This is a genomic window from Marinovum sp. E3 (genome assembly GCF_055755275.1).
Window position 1 is genome coordinate 1 of the sequence record NZ_JBVTQV010000009.1, and the last position, 17447, is coordinate 17447.

Sequence of the window (17447 nt, forward strand, 5' to 3'; positions counted from 1 at the left end):
ATGGCAAGGATTGGCAAGAACCTGATCGCCGACAGCGGGCTTGTGCCGTTTTTCAAGCTGGTCAATGCCGACGAGGTGTCGATTGACGCGCCGGAGAACCGCAAGGGCGACGCGCTGCGCACCTGGGTGCGGTCGCTCTCGGGATTTCAGAAAGAGGCGCTGGTGCGGTCGGCCAAGACCGGCGACACGTGGCGGCTGGTCTCCGACGAAGGCCCCTATCTGAACGGCCATGATGCCGCGCCGTGCCCGCTGGCCTTTCTTTCAACCGGCATGGTGGCGAGTTTCATGAACGAGATCACGGCGCTGGCGGAGATGCGCGGTGTCGAGATCCGCAAACTCAAGCTCATTCAGGACAATTACTACACGATGAAAGGCTCGATGCCGAAACGCACCATGGTGGGCGGGGCCGAGAACATCGAGCTTCAGGTCGAGATCGATTGCGATCTGGACGATGCGGCGCTGCATCAGTTCCTGCTGGATGCCACCTATGCCTCGCCGCTCAACGGGCTGATGCGCGGCCAGTTGGAGAGCCTGTTCAAGCTGGGCCGCAACGGCAAGGAGCTGGCGACGGCCAAGGCGGCGGAGCTGGACGCGCCGCTGTTTCCCGATCCGGGGCAGCATTTCGATACTTCGGTGCCGGAGGCCTCGGGTCTGACGCTGATGGAGCCGGTGGGCGCAACGCCGAAGAAAGCGGTTGTGCTGGGCACCGCTTCGGGCGGCTCGTCGCTGGCCGACGAACAGGACCGGCGGCTGAACATCGGGGCGGTGGCGGTGCTGCGCGAGGACGGGATCAAGGAGATCCAGCAGATGCAGTATTCGCCTTACGGCACCTCGTTCCGCTTTCTCAGTTCCGAGGACGGCCGGGCGCCGGATGCCAATACGCTGATCTCGGCCGGCATCGGCTTCTGCTTCATGACGCAGTTCGGGCGGTTCGTGTCGATGCTGAAACTGGATCTGCCGGATTACCGCATCGTGCAGGACACGCATTTTTCGCTGGGCGGTGCTTCGGGCGGCACGGGCAGGGCAGGTGAGGCCGATCCGATCGAGACGCATGTCTATCTTCAGACCGGCGAGAGCGAGGAGACCGCGCAGGAGATGCTGGATATCTCGGAAAAGACCTGTTTCCTGCATGCCTTCTGCCGCACCGATCTGAAAACCAAGCTGCGCGTGCGGAGGGTGTGAGATGAAGACCCAGGTCTGCATCATCGGCGGCGGTCCGGCGGGGCTCATGCTCAGCCATATCCTTGATGCCAACGGCATCGACAACGTGGTGCTGGAACGGCAGTCGAAAGACTATGTTCTGGGCCGGATCCGCGCCGGGGTGCTGGAGGCCAACACCGTGCAGATGCTGCGCGATTACGGTCTTTCCGAGCGGATGGACCAGATCGGCAAGCCCAAGGACGGCACGCGGATCCTCTGGGAAAACCGGCCCGCGTTCTTCATCGACGTCAAGAAATGGACCGGCAAGCAGATGATGGCCTATGGCCAGACCTATATCACCGAAGACCTGTATGCCGCGCGCGACCGCGACCGTGGGGCGGTGATCTGCGAGGCCAGGAATGTGGCGCTGCATGAGATCGAGAGCGACAGCCCGCATGTGACCTATGAAAAGGACGGGGTGCGCCATCGGGTGGAGTGCCGGTTTATCGCCGGCTGCGACGGGTTTCACGGGCCGTCGCGCAAGGCGATCCCCGAGCGTTCCCGGAGCGAATATCTGCGCGAATATCCCTTTGGCTGGATGGGCGTCATGGTGGAGCAACCGCCGCTCGACGATTTCATCTATGCCTATCACAGCGAGGGCATGGCGATGGCGGCGCAGCGCAATCCGATGCTGTCGCGGTACTACGTACAGGCGCCGATCACCGACGCCCCCGAGGATTGGAGCGACGAGCGGTTCTGGGACACCCTGCTGCACCGGTTTCCGGCGGATGTCGCGGCCAGGATCCGGACCGGGCCGACAATCGAGAAATCCATGGCGCCGCTGCGCAGTTTCGTCTCCGAGCCGATGCGGCATGGCAGCCTGTTCCTGGCCGGGGATGCGGCGCATATCGTGCCGCCGACCGGGGCCAAGGGGCTGAACCTGGCGTTTTCCGATGTCCATTACCTGCAACGGGCGCTGGTGGCGTTCTTCAAGGACGGGCAGGGCGCGCTGATCGAGCGCTATTCCGACACCGCGCTGCGCCGGGTCTGGTCGGCCGAGAATATCTCGTGGCGGCTGACCAAACTGTTGCACGTGTTTCCGGGGGAAGATGCCTTTGCGCAGAAGATCCGCGAAAACGACTATGACCTGCTTTTGATGTCCGAGGCGGCGCAGCATGCGCTGGCTTACGAATACATCGGCCTGCCGTTCGAGGCGTGAGCGGCGCCATCCCCTCTGGCGCAGGGAGGAGACCGCGCCGGGGGGGCACAAGAAGACTTGTTCAAGGGAGGAAAACATGAACAAATTTACGGCACTCGCAACCGCGGCCTGCATTCTGGCCGCGCCCATGGTGGCCGCCAAGGAGCTGGCGCTGTCCTATTTCATGGGCCCCAATCACCCGATGAACAAGGCGGTGTTCACACCCTTTGCCGAAAAGTTGGCTGAGGTGTCGGGCGGCAAGCTGACGGTCTCGCAGTTCCCCGGCGGGGCGCTGAATTCCTCGCCGCCGAAGCAATATTCCATCCTGCTGGACGGCATCGCCGATGTGGCCTTTCACTTGCCGGGCTATACCGCGCAGCTGTTCCCGGTGACCACGGCGATCACCACGCCGGGCATGTGCGACGGTGCGGTCGCCTGCACCGAGGCGATGTGGCGCGCCATCGAGCCGATCGAACAGGAATTCGATGCCAAGCTTCTGGCGCTCTGGGCGAATGATCCGCAGGTGCTATACACCAAGGACAAACCGGTGCGCAGGCTCGAGGACATGGAGGGGCTGATCGTGCGCGTGACCTCGGCCCAGGACATTCCCTTTACCGAGGCGCTGGGGGCCTCGTCGGTGTCGCAGCCGGTGTCGGTGATCAACCAGAACCTGGCCAATGGCGTGGTGGATGGCGTCGCCATCGACCCCTCGGCCACCATGTCGTTCAAGATGCATGAGCCGGCCAATTACATGACCACCAACATTCCCGGCGCGGGCAGCGCCTTTGTCCTGTTGATGAACAAGGGCGTCTACAATGCGCTGTCGGAGGAGGAAAAGGGCTGGGTCGACGAGGCCTCGGGCAAGTGGCTGTCGATGCAGGGCGGTCAGGCCTATCGCGACATGGCCGACCGGGGCATCGAGATCGCGCGGGAGAACGGCGTCGAGATCATCGAGCTTTCCGACGAGGAACGCGCCCGCTGGGACGCGGCAATCCAGCCTGCGATGGACGACTGGCTGGCGAGCGATCTTGGCCAGGGACTGACCGGGGCCGACCTCGAACGCCTGTTCAAGGGCGAGTAGGCCATGAGCGGCGTCAAGACCCAGGAGACCACCGGCCCGGCTGGCCGGTGGTTTCACAGGCTCGCGAACCTCTTTGCCATCTTGGGCGGGATCGGGCTGTTCGCGCTGATGTTGATCACGGTGATCTCGGTGTTCTGGCGCTATGCGCTGCGCGACCCGATCTTTGGCATCGGCGATCTGTCGTCGATGTCGCTGGTTGTCGTCGTGGCCGCCGGGGTGGCCTACGGCGCCGTGCATCGGGTGCATATCAGCGTCGACATCATCTCGGCCTTTGCCGGGCGCGGGGTCAAACGGGTTACCGATCTGATCGTGCGTGCGCTCAGCGTGCTGATCTGCGGCTTTGCGGCCTGGGCGCTGGCGGTCAAGGGCGGCTGCGGGCTGCCCTGCGGGGCGGTGACGCAGAACCTCAATATCGTGCACACGCCCTTTTACTATCTGCTCTCGGCGGCGCTTGCCCTGATGACGGGCTTTCTGCTCTACCAATTGATCCTCGGCCTGAAACATTGGTCGGGCGCGGACCCCAGCGAGGTTGACCTCTGATGGACACCACCACACTTGCCATTCTGGGATTTGCCGCGCTGCTGATCCTGCTGTTCCTGCGCATGTCCGTCGGCGCCGCGATGCTGCTGGTCGGCGCGGTGGGGATCTGGATGATCCGGCCCGCCGCCAGCCTGCCGGTGGTGGCCGGCGAGATCTTTGGCGAGGCGTCGAATTATTCGCTGACCATCCTGCCGCTCTTTATCCTGATGGGCAATCTGGCCGGGATCTCGGGCATGAGCCGCGATCTCTATGACGCCGCGCACAGCTGGATCGGCCATCTCAAGGGCGGGCTGGCCTCGGCCACCATCGTCGGCTGCGCCGGGTTCTCGGCGCTGTCGGGCTCGTCGCTGGCGGCGGCGCTGACCATGGGCAAGGTGAGCCTGCCCGAGATGCAGCGCTATCGTTACCACGACGGGCTGGCCACCGGATCGATTGCCGCCGGCGGCACGCTGGGCATCCTGATCCCGCCGTCCGCGGGCTTCGTGATCTATGCCATCCTGACCGAGGAATCGATCGGCCGGCTGTTCATGGCCGGGGTACTGCCGGGGCTTTTGCTGACCACGCTGTTCATCCTCGCGATCTATGCCGTGGTGACGCTGAACCCGAACAAGGCCCCGACCTCGCGGGGGGCCGAGAGCCTGTCGCAGCGGCTGGCGGCGCTGGGCCGGGCGCTCTGGATCATCGGCATTATCGTGCTGACCATCGGCGGCATCTACACTGGGGTATTTTCTGCCGTCGAGGCGGCGGGCATCGGCGCCTTCCTGGCGCTGGTCGTCTGTTTCCTGCGCGGCTCGATCACCTGGGCGAGCCTGAGAGAGGTGACCACCAGCACGCTGAAATCTACCGGCATGGTGTTCTTCATCCTGTTCGGCGCCTTCGTCTTCAAGACCTTCGTGGGCTTTACCGGCGTCACCTATGCGATGACCCAATGGGTCGAGGCGCAGGGCTTTGGCGCGGCGCAGGTGGTGATTGCGATCCTGCTGGGCTTTATCGTGCTGGGCACCTTCATGGAGGGGTTCGCGATCCTGGTGCTGGCGGTGCCGCTGGTGCAGCCCTTGCTGGAATCGCTGGGCGTCGATCTGATCTGGTTTGGCGTGCTGATGGTGATCGTGCTGGAAATGGCACTGATCTCGCCGCCGGTGGGGGTGAACGTCTTTGTCGTCAAGGGCATCGCGCCGACGGTCTCGCTCAACACCATCTTTCGGGGCATCTGGCCGTTCTGGCTGGCGATGTTCCTGGCGGTGCTGCTGATCCTGCTGATCCCCGACATCGCGCTCTACCTGCCGAACCGGATGTTTGGCTGACGGGCGGCATGCTGCGCGTCGGGCGGGGCGCCGCCCGGCGGCCTTGGCGTTCGAGAGCTTTCGGCTGTTCAGGCACTGGCGAGCGGGTTGTAGAGCGCCTTGCGCTTGTTGTCTCAAGGCTCGTTGCGACAGTTTCCGCAATCTCAGCTTCTTCATCTCTTCCCGGAATGCCTCGGTCGGGGTTCGCCATCCGAGGCACTTTCTGGGCGTGCCGTTCAGGCGGTCGCAAATCGCCTTCATCTTGCGATTTGAGAGCGCCGCGAGCTGGGTGTCCCTAGGGTCAGGATTCATAATCAATAGATGACGATAGCTGCGAGAGCGATGGCCGAGAGGAATACCTTGGGACAGCGGTCATAGCGTGTTGCGACGCGCCTCCAGTCCTTGAGCCTGCCGAACATAATCTCGATCCGGTTTCGCCGCTTGTACCGGCGCTTGTCATATTTGACCGGGGTTTTTCGCTGCTTCCGACCGGGGATGCAGGCGCGTATCCCTTTGTCTTGCAACGCTTCTCGGAACCAGTCAGCGTCATAGCCGCGATCCCCGTGCAGCCATTTGACGTTTGGCAGGCCGCAAAGCAACGCCCGCGCGCCGATGTAGTCGCTCACCTGGCCGGCGGTAACAAACAGGTCGAGAGGGCGCCCCTGGCTGTCGCAGATGGCGTGCAGTTTGGTGTTCATACCACCCTTGGTTCGACCGATCAGGCGGCCGCGCCCCCCTTTTTCGCGGCCATGCTGGTCGCTGTGCGGTGGGCTTTGAGATAGGTGGCGTCAATCATCACGGTCTGTTCTTCGCCGTGCCCGGCGGCCAGACCCGCCATCATCCGCGCGAAGACGCCTTTCTCGCTCCAGCGCTTCCAGCGGCTGTAGAGAGTCTTGTGCGGGCCATAGGCTGCAGGGGCATCGCGCCACCTTAACCCATTGCGGTTGATGAAGATAATCCCGCTCTGAACCCGCTTGTCATCGACCCGAGGCTTACCATGCGACTTCGGAAAGAAGGGTTTAAGACGCGCCATCTGCGCATCGGTCAGCCAGAAAAGATCAGACATTTCACCGCTCCGTTTTCGGAACCGTGAATCACGCGTTGCAGCGGAAATCAATGCATCCTGACCCTAGGCAGGTAACGGCGCGCGCGCTTGTTCAGGTTCTCGACCGAGCCCTTTTGCCACGGCGCCTGCGGGTCACAGAACCACGCCACGGTGCCGATCCCGGGCTGCAACTTGCGCCATTCGCGAAATTCGAGACCGCGGTCAAAGGTGATCGAGCGGCGGGCCGGTTGGGGCAGGGAGACCATCACGTCCATCAGACGGTTCATGAACTGCGTCGAGCTGCGGTCGTTGTTGCGGAACAGCATGGCGAAACGGGTCTTGCGTTCCACCAGCGAAGCCACGTTCATCTTGCCCTGGGCCTTCTCGAAGATCATCAGATCGCCTTCCCATTCACCAAATGTCTCACGGGTCTTCACATACTCCGGCCGTCCATGGATCGACCGATCCGGCGGGAAAACAAGGCCGCGCGGGCGTCTGGCATAGCGCGGTTTGCGTTTCTTGCGGCGGCTGGGCAGATACCGCGCCAGCGCGGCGGACTGACCTTCGCGGCTGTAGACATGGGCGTATATCGTCTCGTGGCTGATGCGGATGGGTTGGCCTTCGAACCCGAGGCGGCCGGCGATCTGCTCGGGAGACCAACCTTCCTTGAGGCGGTCGATCACCGCTTCGCGCAGCTCGGGCAGCCGGATCAGCTTGCGACGACGGGTGCGCCGGGCGGCGGCATAACGCTGAGCATTGATCCCGTAGTAGCCGTCCAGATACGGTAGTTCCTCGTCGCTGAAGGAGTTGCGCTTGCTCTCGCGATAGATCGTCGAGCGGTGCCTGCCGATTTCCGCCGCAATCCTGCTGACCGGCACTTTCGTGTACAGCATATCCTCGATCGCACGTCGTTCGCGTAAATTCAGCTCTGTATGGGCCACTGTCCGTTCTCCTTGCTTTTCAGCAGGATAGGGGATTTGTCGCAACCCAGTTTAGAATGTGCCCCGTAACATGATTCGCTCGCGCGGAATATGGGTTATGTAAAATATGTCTCAACTCCACCTGGCCGGTAAACCTAGTTGTTTTGCCGAATGCGTTCTTGGATCGGGCTGTACAACAGCAACTCAGACGACCTTCAGCACCAAGACCCTAACTAGGATTACGCGGCCCAAACATAGCACGACCCGCCGGAACCGAAAATTCGGTTGGACCAACAGAAAACTGTAAGCGCCGTATCGACCCCACGTTGCAGCTAATGGCTTCGGCTGCGAGGTGATCTTCATCTCATGATGGGGAGTGCGTTTTGCAATGTGCGCTACAAATTCGTTTCTCAGATCGCTGGGCGTCGAGATTTACGCGTCGGGACATCGCCGGTGGCCGGATGAGGCCAAGGCCTTGGCCGTCGCGATGACCTTGGAGGCTGGTGCGACGGTGAATGCCGTGGCGGAGCGGTTTGGCATTCTGCCCAATCAACTCTCGGCATGGCGACGTGAAGCCAAACAGGGCAAGCTCGTGCTGCCTGCGGCAGAAGTCGAGGACCCTGTTTTTGCGCCTCTCGTTTTCTGCGAGGTCGCCGAGGGGGAAGCGGGCCCGGAGGTCGCATCGCAGGCTGCCCCGATCAGGATCATTCGAGGCGCTGTCGTGATCGAACTCGCCCATGATGCACCTGCGGCCCGGATTGCCGAGATTGCCCACGCGCTGGAGGTGCATCCATGCTGATGCCCTCGCAGGGCGTGCGGATCCTGGTGGCGACGAAGCCGGTCGACTTCCGGAAGGGGCATGACGGTCTCGCGGCGCTGGTCCAGTCGACGCTTGCCGAGGATCCGTTCACGGGCACGGTCTTCGTGTTCCGGTCGAAGCGCGCCGACCGGTTGAAGATCCTGTTCTGGGACGGCAGCGGACTCGTGATGGCCTACAAACGGCTGGAAGAAAACACCTTCACTTGGCCCGCGATCCCCGAGAGCCAGCGCGCCGCCGTTCTGGCGGTGCTGCAGGAAAACGGTGCCCTGAAGGAAGCCAACCGGCGGCTCGAGCATCTCGTGGCCGAGTTGAACCATGTCGTGCATGGCAAACGGTCCGAGAAGCTGAGTGATGACGACCGGCAGCTTGCCTTCGAAGACCTGGAAATCGCCGTCGCCGAGGTCGAGACCCGCAGGGAGCAGGCCGCCCCCTCCACCCAGACCCCGCGACAGAAACGGCAGCGCAATCTCGGCCATCTGCCCGCGGACCTGCCGCGCATCGAGCGTGTCATCGAACCGGCGAGCCTTGAGTGCCCTTGCGGCTGCGGCCGCATGCACCAGATCGGCGAGGATCGGACCGAGCGTCTCGACATCGTGCCTGCGCAGCTCCGGGTGCTGGTCGACATCCGGCCGAAGTATGCCTGCCGCATTTGCTCAGACGGGGTCACCCAGGCGCCCGCCGCGCCCCGGCTGATCGAGGGCGGCCTGCCGACCGAGGGCGCCATCGCTCATGTGTTGGTCTCGAAGTTCGCGGACCACCTGCCGTTCTACCGCCAAGGCCAGATCCTGGCGCGCTCCGGCATCCAGGTCGACCGCAGCACCCTGGCGGACTGGGCAGGCACCGCCGCCTTCCACCTCGGCCCCGTGGTCGACCGGCTGGCGGAACACATCAAGTCCTCCGGAAAGCTGTTTATGGATGAGACCACGGCTCCGGTCCTCGACCCCGGACGCGGCCGAACCAAGACCGGCTACCTCTGGGCCCTGGCCCGCGATGATCGCGGATGGGGCGGAGAAGATCCGCCCGGTGTCGTCTTCACCTACCAGCCCAGCCGCGGCGCAAGCTGAAGGAGGTCTTCGACCGCGACGGCTCGGAAATCGCCGCCGGGGGCCTGCGCCGGATCGCTGAGCTCTACCGCATCGAGGCCGAGATCCGGGGCTTGGGCCCGGGCCAACGTCTGTCGGCCCGTCAGGCCCGCAGCGCGCCCCTCGTGGCCGAGTTCGGTGATTGGCTGCAGGCACAGCGTCTGCGTATCTCGGCCAAGTCGCGCCTCGGCGAGAAGCTGACCTACATCCACCGCCAGTGGGGCGGCCTGCAGACCTTCCTCCACGACGGCCGCGTCGAGATGGACTCCAACGCCGTCGAAAACCTGATCCGCCCGATCGCCCTGACAAGAAAGAACGCACTCTTCGCCGGCCACGACGAGGGCGGCCGCACCTGGGCCCGCATCGCCTCCCTGATCGCCACCGCGAAGATCAACGGCGTCGAGCCCTTTGCCTATTTGAAGGCGACCCTTGAAGCCATCGCCGCCGGTCACCCGGCCAGCAGGATCGACGAGCTGCTACCTTGGAACTTCACCCCGTCAAGCTGAACAGGCGTGGGGTGGCGACAGCGCTTACAGAAAACTTCCGGGCTCTCTGCTTTGAAGTAGTCGCTGACTTTGCTGTCCCCCGGAATTCGGAGACTGACTTGGGCTTAGATTGCCGGACTGCGCACCGCAGGTGTTTGTTCCTTTCACGTCGCGGTGACGTCCCGTGCAAAAACTCCTGAAAACCCGCTTCGCTGAAAGAACGCCTACAGCCTCGCCCAGCTGAGAAACACAGTTGACACACATCTGATGTATCAGATATCAGATGTGTAGAGACTCGCTTGGAGGAGACCGATATGAATTCGAAGCCGAAGGTTGTGATCACCGACTATGATTTCGGGGATGTCGATATTGAACGCGGCATTCTCGAAGCGGCCGGCGCAAATGTCGTGGCCCTTCAGGCCAAGCAGGAAGCCGATCTGTTCGAGGAAGCGCGCGACTGCGCGGCAATCATGAACCAATACGCCCGCGTGGGTGCCGAGACGATTGCGCGGATGGAGCGCTGCAAGGTGATTGCGCGCTACGGGGTGGGCGTCGATATCGTCGATGTCGACGCCGCGACCGATCGCGGCATCCTTGTGACCAACGTGCGCGATTATTGCACCGAGGAGGTGGCTGACCACGCCATCGCCTTGTGGATGGCGCTGGCGCGCAGCCTGCCGGCCTATGACCGAGCCACCCATGCCGGTGTCTGGCGGTGGCAGAGTGGCGCGCCGGTTCGTCGTCTGCGCGGGCGCACCATGGGCATCGTGTCCTTTGGAAAGATCGGACAGGCCATCGCCCGCCGTGCCCGCGCCTTTGGCACCGAGATCATCGCTTATGACCCGTTCCTGCCTGCCGATGTGGCACGGGAACTGGGGGTCGAGCTGGTCACAAAAGACGCGCTTCTGGCGCGGTCCGACTACATCCTGATGCAGGCGCCGATGACAAAGGAGACCCATCATTTCCTGTCGGACGCCGAGTTTGCCGTCATGAAACCCGGTGCGATCCTCGTCAACACCGGGCGCGGTCCCACAGTCGACAACAAGGCGCTCTATCGCGCCTTGACCGAGGGCCACCTGGCCGCCGCCGGACTCGACGACCCAGAAGAGGAGCCGGCCAAGCGGGCCACCTGGGACCCTGCCGACAACCCGATCTTCACCTTGCCCAACGTGCTGATCACGCCCCACGCCGCCTATTACTCGGAAGAGTCCATCCGTGCCGCTCGCGAAGGCGCCGCGACGCAGGTGGCCAAGGTGCTCACCGGGCAAACCCCCGATTTTCCCGTCAACGCTGACGCCCTGGCCGTCCAGAGCTGAACCCGAAAGGATACAAGATGCTGAAAGAATACAACGACTTCGACCGCCGCCCCGACGTCCTGGAAAAATTCGACAAGGTGCTGGCCTGCTATTCTGCCACTGCCGTCTTTGCCGACGTTCAATATCGCCTTGGTGTCATGGACAGCGGCATCAAACCGCCCTTCCGCGCCAAGGTGACGGGCCAGGCGATCACCGTCCAATTGTCCAAGGGCGATCTGGTCGATCCGCTCAAGGCGCTGGAGATGGGCCAGCCCGGTGACGTGATCGTCGTCGATGCCGGCGGTGACAAGAACACTTCGGTCTGCGGTGGCCTGATGGGTGGCCTCGCACAGAACCGCGGCATCCGCGGCATGATCGTCGACGGTGCGGGCCGCGATACCGACGAGCTTGAGGATATCAACTGGCCGATCTGGACGCGCGCCATCACCCCGCGCGGCACGCACACGATGTTTTCCGGCCGCAAGGAAGAACTGTCGATCAACGTGCCGATCCAATGCGGCGGCGTGGTGGTCAACCCCGGCGATTTCATCGTCGCTGACCTGATGGGCGTGACCGTCGTACCGCTGGAGAAGGCCGAAGAGGTGGTCAAGCTGGCGCAGGAACAGGCCGACCGTGAAGAGGAGACCCGCAAATGGGTGGCCAATGGCAAGACGGTCGAGGATCTGTTGAATGAATTCGGCCGCATCTGAGCCCGCCCTGATCGGCCTCGACTGGGGCACCTCGTCGTTCCGCGCCAGCCTGATCGGCGCGGACGGCGGGGTGCTGGACAGGCTGGAGGCGCCGGAGGGCATCATGCACGTCGAAGGCGGGCTGTTCGAGGCGGCGTTTACGCGGCTGCTGGCGCCCTGGGCCGGGCATTCGGACCTGCCGGTGCTCGCCTCCGGCATGATCACCAGCCGTAACGGCTGGGTCGAGACGCCCTATGTGGGCCTGCCCGCTGGCGGGAAAGAACTGGCGCGGGCGATAGCGACGCATCAGACAACCGATGGCCGCACCGTGCATTTCATCACCGGCCTTGCCAGCGAAACGGACGGCGCGCCGGACGTGATGCGCGGCGAGGAGACCCAGATCGTCGGCGCCGTGGCTATGGACACCAGCGACGGATGTTTTGTCATGCCCGGCACGCACAGCAAGTGGGTCGAGGTTTCGGAGGGTCGGATCACCCGGTTCGCAACTTACATGACCGGCGACGTCTTTGCCGCGCTGCGGGACCACACCATTCTCAAGGCGCTGATGCAGGATGCACCGTTCCATGACGAAGGCTTCCGCCTTGGCGTCGCATCGGGCCTTTCGGCGGGCAGCGAGCTTCTGCATCGGCTGTTCCATGTGCGCTCCATGCCGCTGTTCGACAAGATTCCGGCGGGGGCGAGTGCCGACTACCTTTCCGGCATGTTGATCGGCGCAGAGATTGCCGGCGGAAGCGCCGGCAAGGCAAATCGAGGCCCCGTCACGATCATCGGTCGCGACGATCTCGCGGATCGCTATGAGACCGCACTCGGGATCGCCGGGCTGACGACCCGCCGCGCCGAGCCTGACATCGTCGCGCGCGGCCATTTCACCATCGCCAAGGCAGCAGGAGTGATCGCATGAGCAACTGGCAGGACGCCCTGAACGACAACCCTCTGATCGCCATCCTGCGCGGGCTGGACCCCGACCGTGCGGTCGAGACCGCAGATGTGCTGGTCGAGGCCGGGTTCCGCATCATCGAGGTTCCACTGAACTCGCCCCAGCCGTTTGTGTCGATTGAGCGGATCGCCGCGAAGCACGGCAGCGGCATCGTCGTCGGCGCCGGAACGGTCCTGACGCCCGGCGCTGTCACTGACGTGGTGAATGCCGGCGGTGAGATCATCGTCTCGCCCAACATGAACCCCGCCGTGGGCACCCGCGCCGCCGAGCTCGGCGCCAAATGGTGCCCCGGCGTGATGACCCCGAGCGAGGCCTTCGCAGCGCTTGATCTCGGAGCGGCGGTGCTGAAGTTCTTCCCCGCCGAGCTGATCCCGCCCAAGGCCGTCAAGGCGATGCGCGCGGTGCTGCCCGCCGATGCGCTGGTGGCGGCGGTGGGCGGGATCACGCCAGAGACCATGACGGATTATCACGCCGCAGGCGCCGACAGCTTCGGTCTGGGCTCGGCGCTGTTTAAGCCGGAGTACGACTGTGCCGAGCTGGCGCGTCGTGCCGGGGGATTTACAAAAGCCTGGAAAAACCTGGCCGGATGATCCCGGATGACAACGGTGAGCCCGTCCCCCCCACACCTCGTCCGATGAAAGCTGCCGGCCCCGCGAGGCCGGCGGCTTTCATTCCGGCGCTTGCAAACGGCCAGTGGCATCGAAGACCAGCGGCCTTTCCGGCCCTGCAACCGAAAGCCTGTCGCTCGCCTTCACATGCGGTAGAAGCGCGGGCGAGACCCAGATGCGATGGATTTCCAGCGTGTTTTTGATACGCACGATGCGAGCGGTTTCGGGCGTGGTCAGGTTGCAGGTTTTCAAGGCCACCACGATGGCGTCATGATCCGAGTTCAGCACCATCGGAAGCTTCGCCGGGTTGAGGATCGTTGCCGTGATGGCATTTGTATAGACTGCGCCGAGGTCGATCTTTTCCACGCATTGCCGGGTCGACAGATCGGCCGAGCCGATCCCCACGCCGTTGCCATGCGATTGCGGTGTGACGTCCAGCGCGACGATCTTCTGGATGTTCGGCGCGTCGAACCCGGGCAGGCCGGAGCCAGGCCGCCCGGTGACATTCGGGTCCATCCCCTCGCCGGAGATATTCTTGCCGATCTCGTCGACGATTAGTACGTCGATATCGGTGAAATTGAGCCGCCCGATCGAGGCCTTGGCGATTTCCAGCAGTTCCTTTTCCCGTTCGAGTATCCGGTCGCGCGGGATAATCTCGATCTCCATCAGGTCGTCGAAGGCATTTTCCAGGATGGCGAGGCCGAAGATCACGGGCAGCCGCGCCAGCAGCTTTGCGCCGGCCTTGGGCAGAATGTCGTGAAAGCGCGCGAAACCGTGGTTGTGCAGGGCCACCGCGCCCTTGTGCTTGCCCAGCCCGATGCAGAGCATTTTGACGAGACCGGACTCGTAGCCAGCCTTGAAATCAGCGTGCGGCTTGACCTTGTTGGCGATGACGATGCCATCGGCCTCGGATGCGATGCGGTCGATATAAAGCGGCGTGCCGTCGTCGAGCGCGTCGATCTGGACCACCTCCATCGACGAGCGGATCTCGGCTCCGGTGCTTTCCTCGGTGATGCCATAGCCCTTGAGCACGGCCACCTGTCCCTCGGCGGTGGCGCCCCCATGGCTGCCCATTGACGGCACGATGAAAGGCTCCGCCCCCTTGGCGCGCAGCCCGGCCACCAGCGCGCGGGTGATCTCGACCAGCCCCATGATGCCGCGGCTGCCGACGGTGATGGCGATGGACTTGCCCGCCACATCGGCATCGGGGATCTGACGCAACTGCCCGGTCACGGCGGCGTCGATATCCTCCAGCCGCTTGCGCTCGAAATGCTGATCCACCGGAATGAGCGGCGGAAAGGGATAGTCCATCCCGCCTTCGATGTTCACGTTGATCGGTCCAAGGTCCATCACATCACCACAGAGCCGGAAGTGCCAGAGACAGCGCGGGCACATAGGTAATCAGCATCAACAGGACGATCATACCGGCAAAGAACGGCAGGATGGCGCGGCTGAGCTTTTCGATCGACACGCCCGAGATGCCGCTGGCGACGAAGAGGTTGACCCCCAGAGGTGGCGTGCAGAAGCCAATGGCGAGGTTGATGGTCATGATCACGCCGAATGCAATCGGATCGACCCCCAGCGCCGTGGCCACCGGCACCAGGATCGGCGTCATGATGATGATCGAAGAGATCGTCTCCATGAACATCCCGATGATCAGCAGAAGGACGTTGATCAATAGCAAGATGATGATGGGATTGTCGGAAAGCCCCGTCAACCAGCCGGCCAGATCGGCAGGGATCTGCGCCAGCGTGATCACGCGGCCAAAGGCTGTCGCCATGATCACCAGCACCAGGATCATGCCGCTGGTTCTCGCGCTCTCGGCCAGGATGGTGGGGAAATCGGACCATTCCAGATCGCCATAGACGAACTTGCCGACAACCGCCGCATAGACCACCGCGACGGCGCCGGCCTCGGTGGGTGTGAAGATGCCGCTGTAGATGCCGCCGAGGATGATCACCGGCACCAGCAGCGCCCAGACCGATTTGCGGAAACTGGTGGTGATAAGCGACGCGTCGAAATCACGGGTGTTCTCGATCACCTTGGTCTCGTTGCGCAAAAGGAACCTCGCGACGATCATGAACATCACCGCGAACATCACCCCCGGCACGATCCCGGCCAGAAACAGCTTGCCGATCGAAACCTCGGCGGTGACGCCATAGATGATGAAGGGGATGCTGGGCGGGATCATCACGCCGATCATGCCCGACGATGCGGTCAGCGAGGCGCTGAAGCGGCGGGTATAGCCCACCTTCTCCATTTCCGGGATCAGGTTCGATCCGATGGCTGCGACGGTGGCGGGGGACGAGCCGGAGATGGCAGCGAAGAACACGCAGGCCAGCACGTTGACGTAGGACAGCCCGGCGCGGATATGGCCGATCAGCGCATTGGCAAAACCCACCAGCCGACGCGACATGCCGCCGTGCTGCATCAGGTCGCCGGCGAGGATGAACAGCGGCACGGCGATCAGCGGAAAACTGTCGGCCCCGGTAACGACCGAGCGCGCCAACAGCACCAGCGGCGGCGTGCCGTCGACAAGGATCATGACGGCCATGGTCGCAAGACCGAGGCAGATGCCGATCGGCACGCTGAGAAACAGCGTGAGGATCAGGACAAGGAAAAGCACGGTGGCAATCATCGGATCAGACCTCTTGCTCGGGCGCGGTGCCGCGCAGCGTTCTAATTAGGTGTTGTGTCACGCGCAGGATCGACAGCGCCGCGCCGACCGGGGCTGAGGCGTAGAGCACCGGGATCGGCAGCCCCAGAACCACCGAGGTCTGGCTGAGCACGAAGGGTTTCAGGATCAACTGGATGCATTGCACCGCCAGCACCGCCAGAAAGCCGATGACGGCCAGGTCGACGACGATTTCAAAGGCGCGGCGCCCGCCCGGACCGATGGCATCGCGCAGAAAAGTGATGCGCACATGCGAGCCCTGTTGAAAGGCATAGCTGACCGCGACCCAGACGAACCAGACAAACAGCCAGAGCGTCAGCTCTTCGCCCCAGGACAGCGAGGCGTTCAGGATGTAGCGCATGAAGACATTTGCGCTGATCAGCAGGACGATTGCGGCCAGCAGAAGGCCCACGATATAGCGCTCGAAATTTCGGTCGAGCCAGCGCAAAGCGGTCATTGGTCTCTCCTCCCAAAGAAAAGCCGCGGACGGGTGCCCCGCAGGGCACCCGTGGTAGGGTCAGGACGTGGTGTCAGTTGGTGCCGGCGGCGGCAACCGCGGCGGTCCAGCCGTCAAAGACCTCGGCACCGACCTCTTCGCGATAGGTGGCGCGCACCTCCTGGGTCTGATCGGAAAAGACCTGACGCGCGGCGGCGTCGAGCTCGACCACATTGACCCCGGCGTCGCGGATCTTCTGCAACTGCCCGGCCTCCTCGGCGTTGACCAGCTCCTGCTGATAGGCCGCCGCGTCGGTCATCGCCTCGCGCAGCAGGCTCTGCTGGTCCTCGGTGAGGCCCGACCAGAACCATTCCCCCACCACCGGGATGTAGACGGTGAACACATGGCCGGTCAGCGAGACATGTTTCTGCACCTCGTAGAACCGCTGGCTGTCGATCAGCGCCACCGGGTTTTCCTGGCCGTCGATCACGCCCTGTTGTAGCGCTGAATAGACCTCGCCAAAGTTCATCGGCGTCGGGTTGGCACCGAGCGCCTTGAAGGTATCGACATGGGCGGGCACCTTCATGGTACGCAGCTTGATGCCCTGAAGGTCTTCGGGCGTCTTGATCGGGCGCACGTTGTTGGTGATGTGGCGCAGACCGTTTTCCATCCAGCCAAGCCCGACGAGGCCCTGGTTCTCCAGACGTGCCAGCATCTCGTCGCCGGCGTCACCGTTCAACACGTCCAGCGCGACCTCCTTGCTGGGGTACATGTAGGGCAGTTCGATCACCGCAAAGGCCGGATCCCAGCCGGCAAAGAACGACGACGGCGACACCGCCATCTCCAGCACGCCGGTCTGCACGCCTTCGATCATCTCGCGGTCCGGGCCCATCTGCGACGAGGGAAAGATCTGCACATCGAAATCGCCGCCGGAGCGCTCTTCGACCAGCTCCTCGAATTTCAGCAGGGCGCGGTGCATGTGGTATTGCTCGTTGGCGCCGTGACCGACCTTGATGACGGTTTCCGCCGCGGCGGCACCGGCAATTCCTGCCGTCATCAGCGCGGCAACCGCGAATGCGTAAGTGTTGGACATGAACTTCTCCTCCCGTTGGGTTCGACCAGAGGCCGGGTATCGGCTCCATTGATATCTGATGTATCAGATAGAAAAAGTTAGTGCAATATTTTCTTCATTA

General features: G+C 63.3%; 16 protein-coding genes and 3 pseudogenes. 12 read left to right on the forward strand and 7 right to left on the reverse strand.

From position 1 onward, the window contains the following. From AC0J5K_RS22900 to AC0J5K_RS22920, 5 genes are all read left to right on the forward strand, one after another. Entirely contained in the window at nt 1-1182 is a 1182-nt protein-coding gene (locus AC0J5K_RS22900) for an OsmC family protein (RefSeq protein WP_274563454.1), read from the forward strand. A 1-nt stretch (nt 1183) separates the two neighbouring features. Continuing rightward, complete coding sequence (locus AC0J5K_RS22905) at nt 1184-2359, forward strand: 4-hydroxybenzoate 3-monooxygenase (protein WP_274563456.1); 1176 nt, start codon at nt 1184-1186, stop codon at nt 2357-2359. A 76-nt stretch (nt 2360-2435) separates the two neighbouring features. Next, a complete protein-coding gene (locus AC0J5K_RS22910; protein ID WP_274563458.1) occupies nt 2436-3419 on the forward strand; it encodes a TRAP transporter substrate-binding protein in 984 nt (327 codons plus the stop codon). Between the two features lie 3 nt (nt 3420-3422). Beyond that, nucleotides 3423-3959: a TRAP transporter small permease gene (locus AC0J5K_RS22915; RefSeq protein WP_048534763.1), complete on the forward strand. Its 537-nt coding sequence runs from the start codon at nt 3423-3425 to the stop codon at nt 3957-3959. Then, nucleotides 3959-5263 carry a TRAP transporter large permease gene (locus tag AC0J5K_RS22920; RefSeq protein ID WP_074839480.1) on the forward strand — a complete coding sequence of 435 codons (1305 nt, stop codon included), beginning with the start codon at nt 3959-3961 and terminating at the stop codon, nt 5261-5263. Before AC0J5K_RS22915 ends, AC0J5K_RS22920 begins: the two co-directional genes overlap by 1 nt. 141 nt (nt 5264-5404) lie before the next feature. Here AC0J5K_RS22920 and AC0J5K_RS22925 read toward each other — a convergent pair. From AC0J5K_RS22925 to AC0J5K_RS22935, 3 genes and pseudogenes are all read right to left on the reverse strand, one after another. Then, nucleotides 5405-5542: pseudogene (locus tag AC0J5K_RS22925) on the reverse strand (IS30 family transposase); the annotation flags it as partial. Between the two features lie 14 nt (nt 5543-5556). Continuing rightward, nucleotides 5557-6308 (reverse strand): IS5 family transposase gene (locus AC0J5K_RS22930; RefSeq protein WP_139211566.1). Its coding sequence is split into 2 segments (ribosomal slippage): nt 5557-5984 and nt 5984-6308, totalling 753 coding nucleotides; the frame shifts between segments, so codons are not numbered across the junction. Between the two features lie 62 nt (nt 6309-6370). After that, nucleotides 6371-7228: pseudogene (locus tag AC0J5K_RS22935) on the reverse strand (IS30 family transposase); the annotation flags it as partial. Nucleotides 7229-7583: 355 nt separating this feature from the next. Here AC0J5K_RS22935 and AC0J5K_RS22940 point away from each other — a divergent pair. From AC0J5K_RS22940 to AC0J5K_RS22970, 7 genes and pseudogenes are all read left to right on the forward strand, one after another. Continuing rightward, on the forward strand, nt 7584-8006 hold the full coding sequence (locus AC0J5K_RS22940; RefSeq protein ID WP_407657416.1) for a transposase: 423 nt from the start codon (nt 7584-7586) through the stop codon (nt 8004-8006). Further along, a pseudogene (gene tnpC / locus AC0J5K_RS22945) lies at nt 8006-9399 on the forward strand (IS66 family transposase); the annotation flags it as partial. The gene AC0J5K_RS22940 and the pseudogene tnpC, both read left to right, overlap by 1 nt. 126 nt (nt 9400-9525) lie before the next feature. After that, nucleotides 9526-9615 carry a transposase domain-containing protein gene (locus AC0J5K_RS22950; RefSeq protein WP_323766408.1) on the forward strand — a complete coding sequence of 30 codons (90 nt, stop codon included), beginning with the start codon at nt 9526-9528 and terminating at the stop codon, nt 9613-9615. A 293-nt stretch (nt 9616-9908) separates the two neighbouring features. Beyond that, nucleotides 9909-10910 carry a C-terminal binding protein gene (locus AC0J5K_RS22955; protein ID WP_074840550.1) on the forward strand — a complete coding sequence of 334 codons (1002 nt, stop codon included), beginning with the start codon at nt 9909-9911 and terminating at the stop codon, nt 10908-10910. 17 nt (nt 10911-10927) lie between these two features. Beyond that, nucleotides 10928-11599: an RraA family protein gene (locus AC0J5K_RS22960; RefSeq protein ID WP_074840547.1), complete on the forward strand. Its 672-nt coding sequence runs from the start codon at nt 10928-10930 to the stop codon at nt 11597-11599. Next, entirely contained in the window at nt 11580-12500 is a 921-nt protein-coding gene (locus tag AC0J5K_RS22965; protein WP_274563307.1) for a 2-dehydro-3-deoxygalactonokinase, read from the forward strand. Before AC0J5K_RS22960 ends, AC0J5K_RS22965 begins: the two co-directional genes overlap by 20 nt. Then, nucleotides 12497-13126, forward strand: a complete 630-nt coding sequence (locus AC0J5K_RS22970) for a 2-dehydro-3-deoxy-6-phosphogalactonate aldolase (protein WP_074840543.1) — start codon at nt 12497-12499, stop codon at nt 13124-13126. The genes AC0J5K_RS22965 and AC0J5K_RS22970 overlap by 4 nt, the downstream gene beginning before the upstream one ends. Before the next feature lie 78 nt (nt 13127-13204). On the opposite strand, the gene AC0J5K_RS22975 is transcribed toward AC0J5K_RS22970, so the two are convergent. The 4 genes from AC0J5K_RS22975 to AC0J5K_RS22990 form a co-directional block, all read right to left on the reverse strand. After that, nucleotides 13205-14494, reverse strand: a complete 1290-nt coding sequence (locus AC0J5K_RS22975; RefSeq protein WP_274563310.1) for a nickel pincer cofactor-dependent isomerase, group 22 — start codon at nt 14492-14494, stop codon at nt 13205-13207. 4 nt (nt 14495-14498) lie between these two features. Continuing rightward, nucleotides 14499-15782 (reverse strand): TRAP transporter large permease, encoded by a 1284-nt coding sequence (locus AC0J5K_RS22980; RefSeq protein ID WP_274563312.1) that lies wholly within the window; start codon nt 15780-15782, stop codon nt 14499-14501. Nucleotides 15783-15786: 4 nt separating this feature from the next. Further along, nucleotides 15787-16275: a TRAP transporter small permease gene (locus AC0J5K_RS22985; RefSeq protein ID WP_274563313.1), complete on the reverse strand. Its 489-nt coding sequence runs from the start codon at nt 16273-16275 to the stop codon at nt 15787-15789. A 73-nt stretch (nt 16276-16348) separates the two neighbouring features. Next, nucleotides 16349-17347: a TRAP transporter substrate-binding protein gene (locus AC0J5K_RS22990; protein WP_074840537.1), complete on the reverse strand. Its 999-nt coding sequence runs from the start codon at nt 17345-17347 to the stop codon at nt 16349-16351. Nucleotides 17348-17447 lie beyond the last annotated feature (100 nt).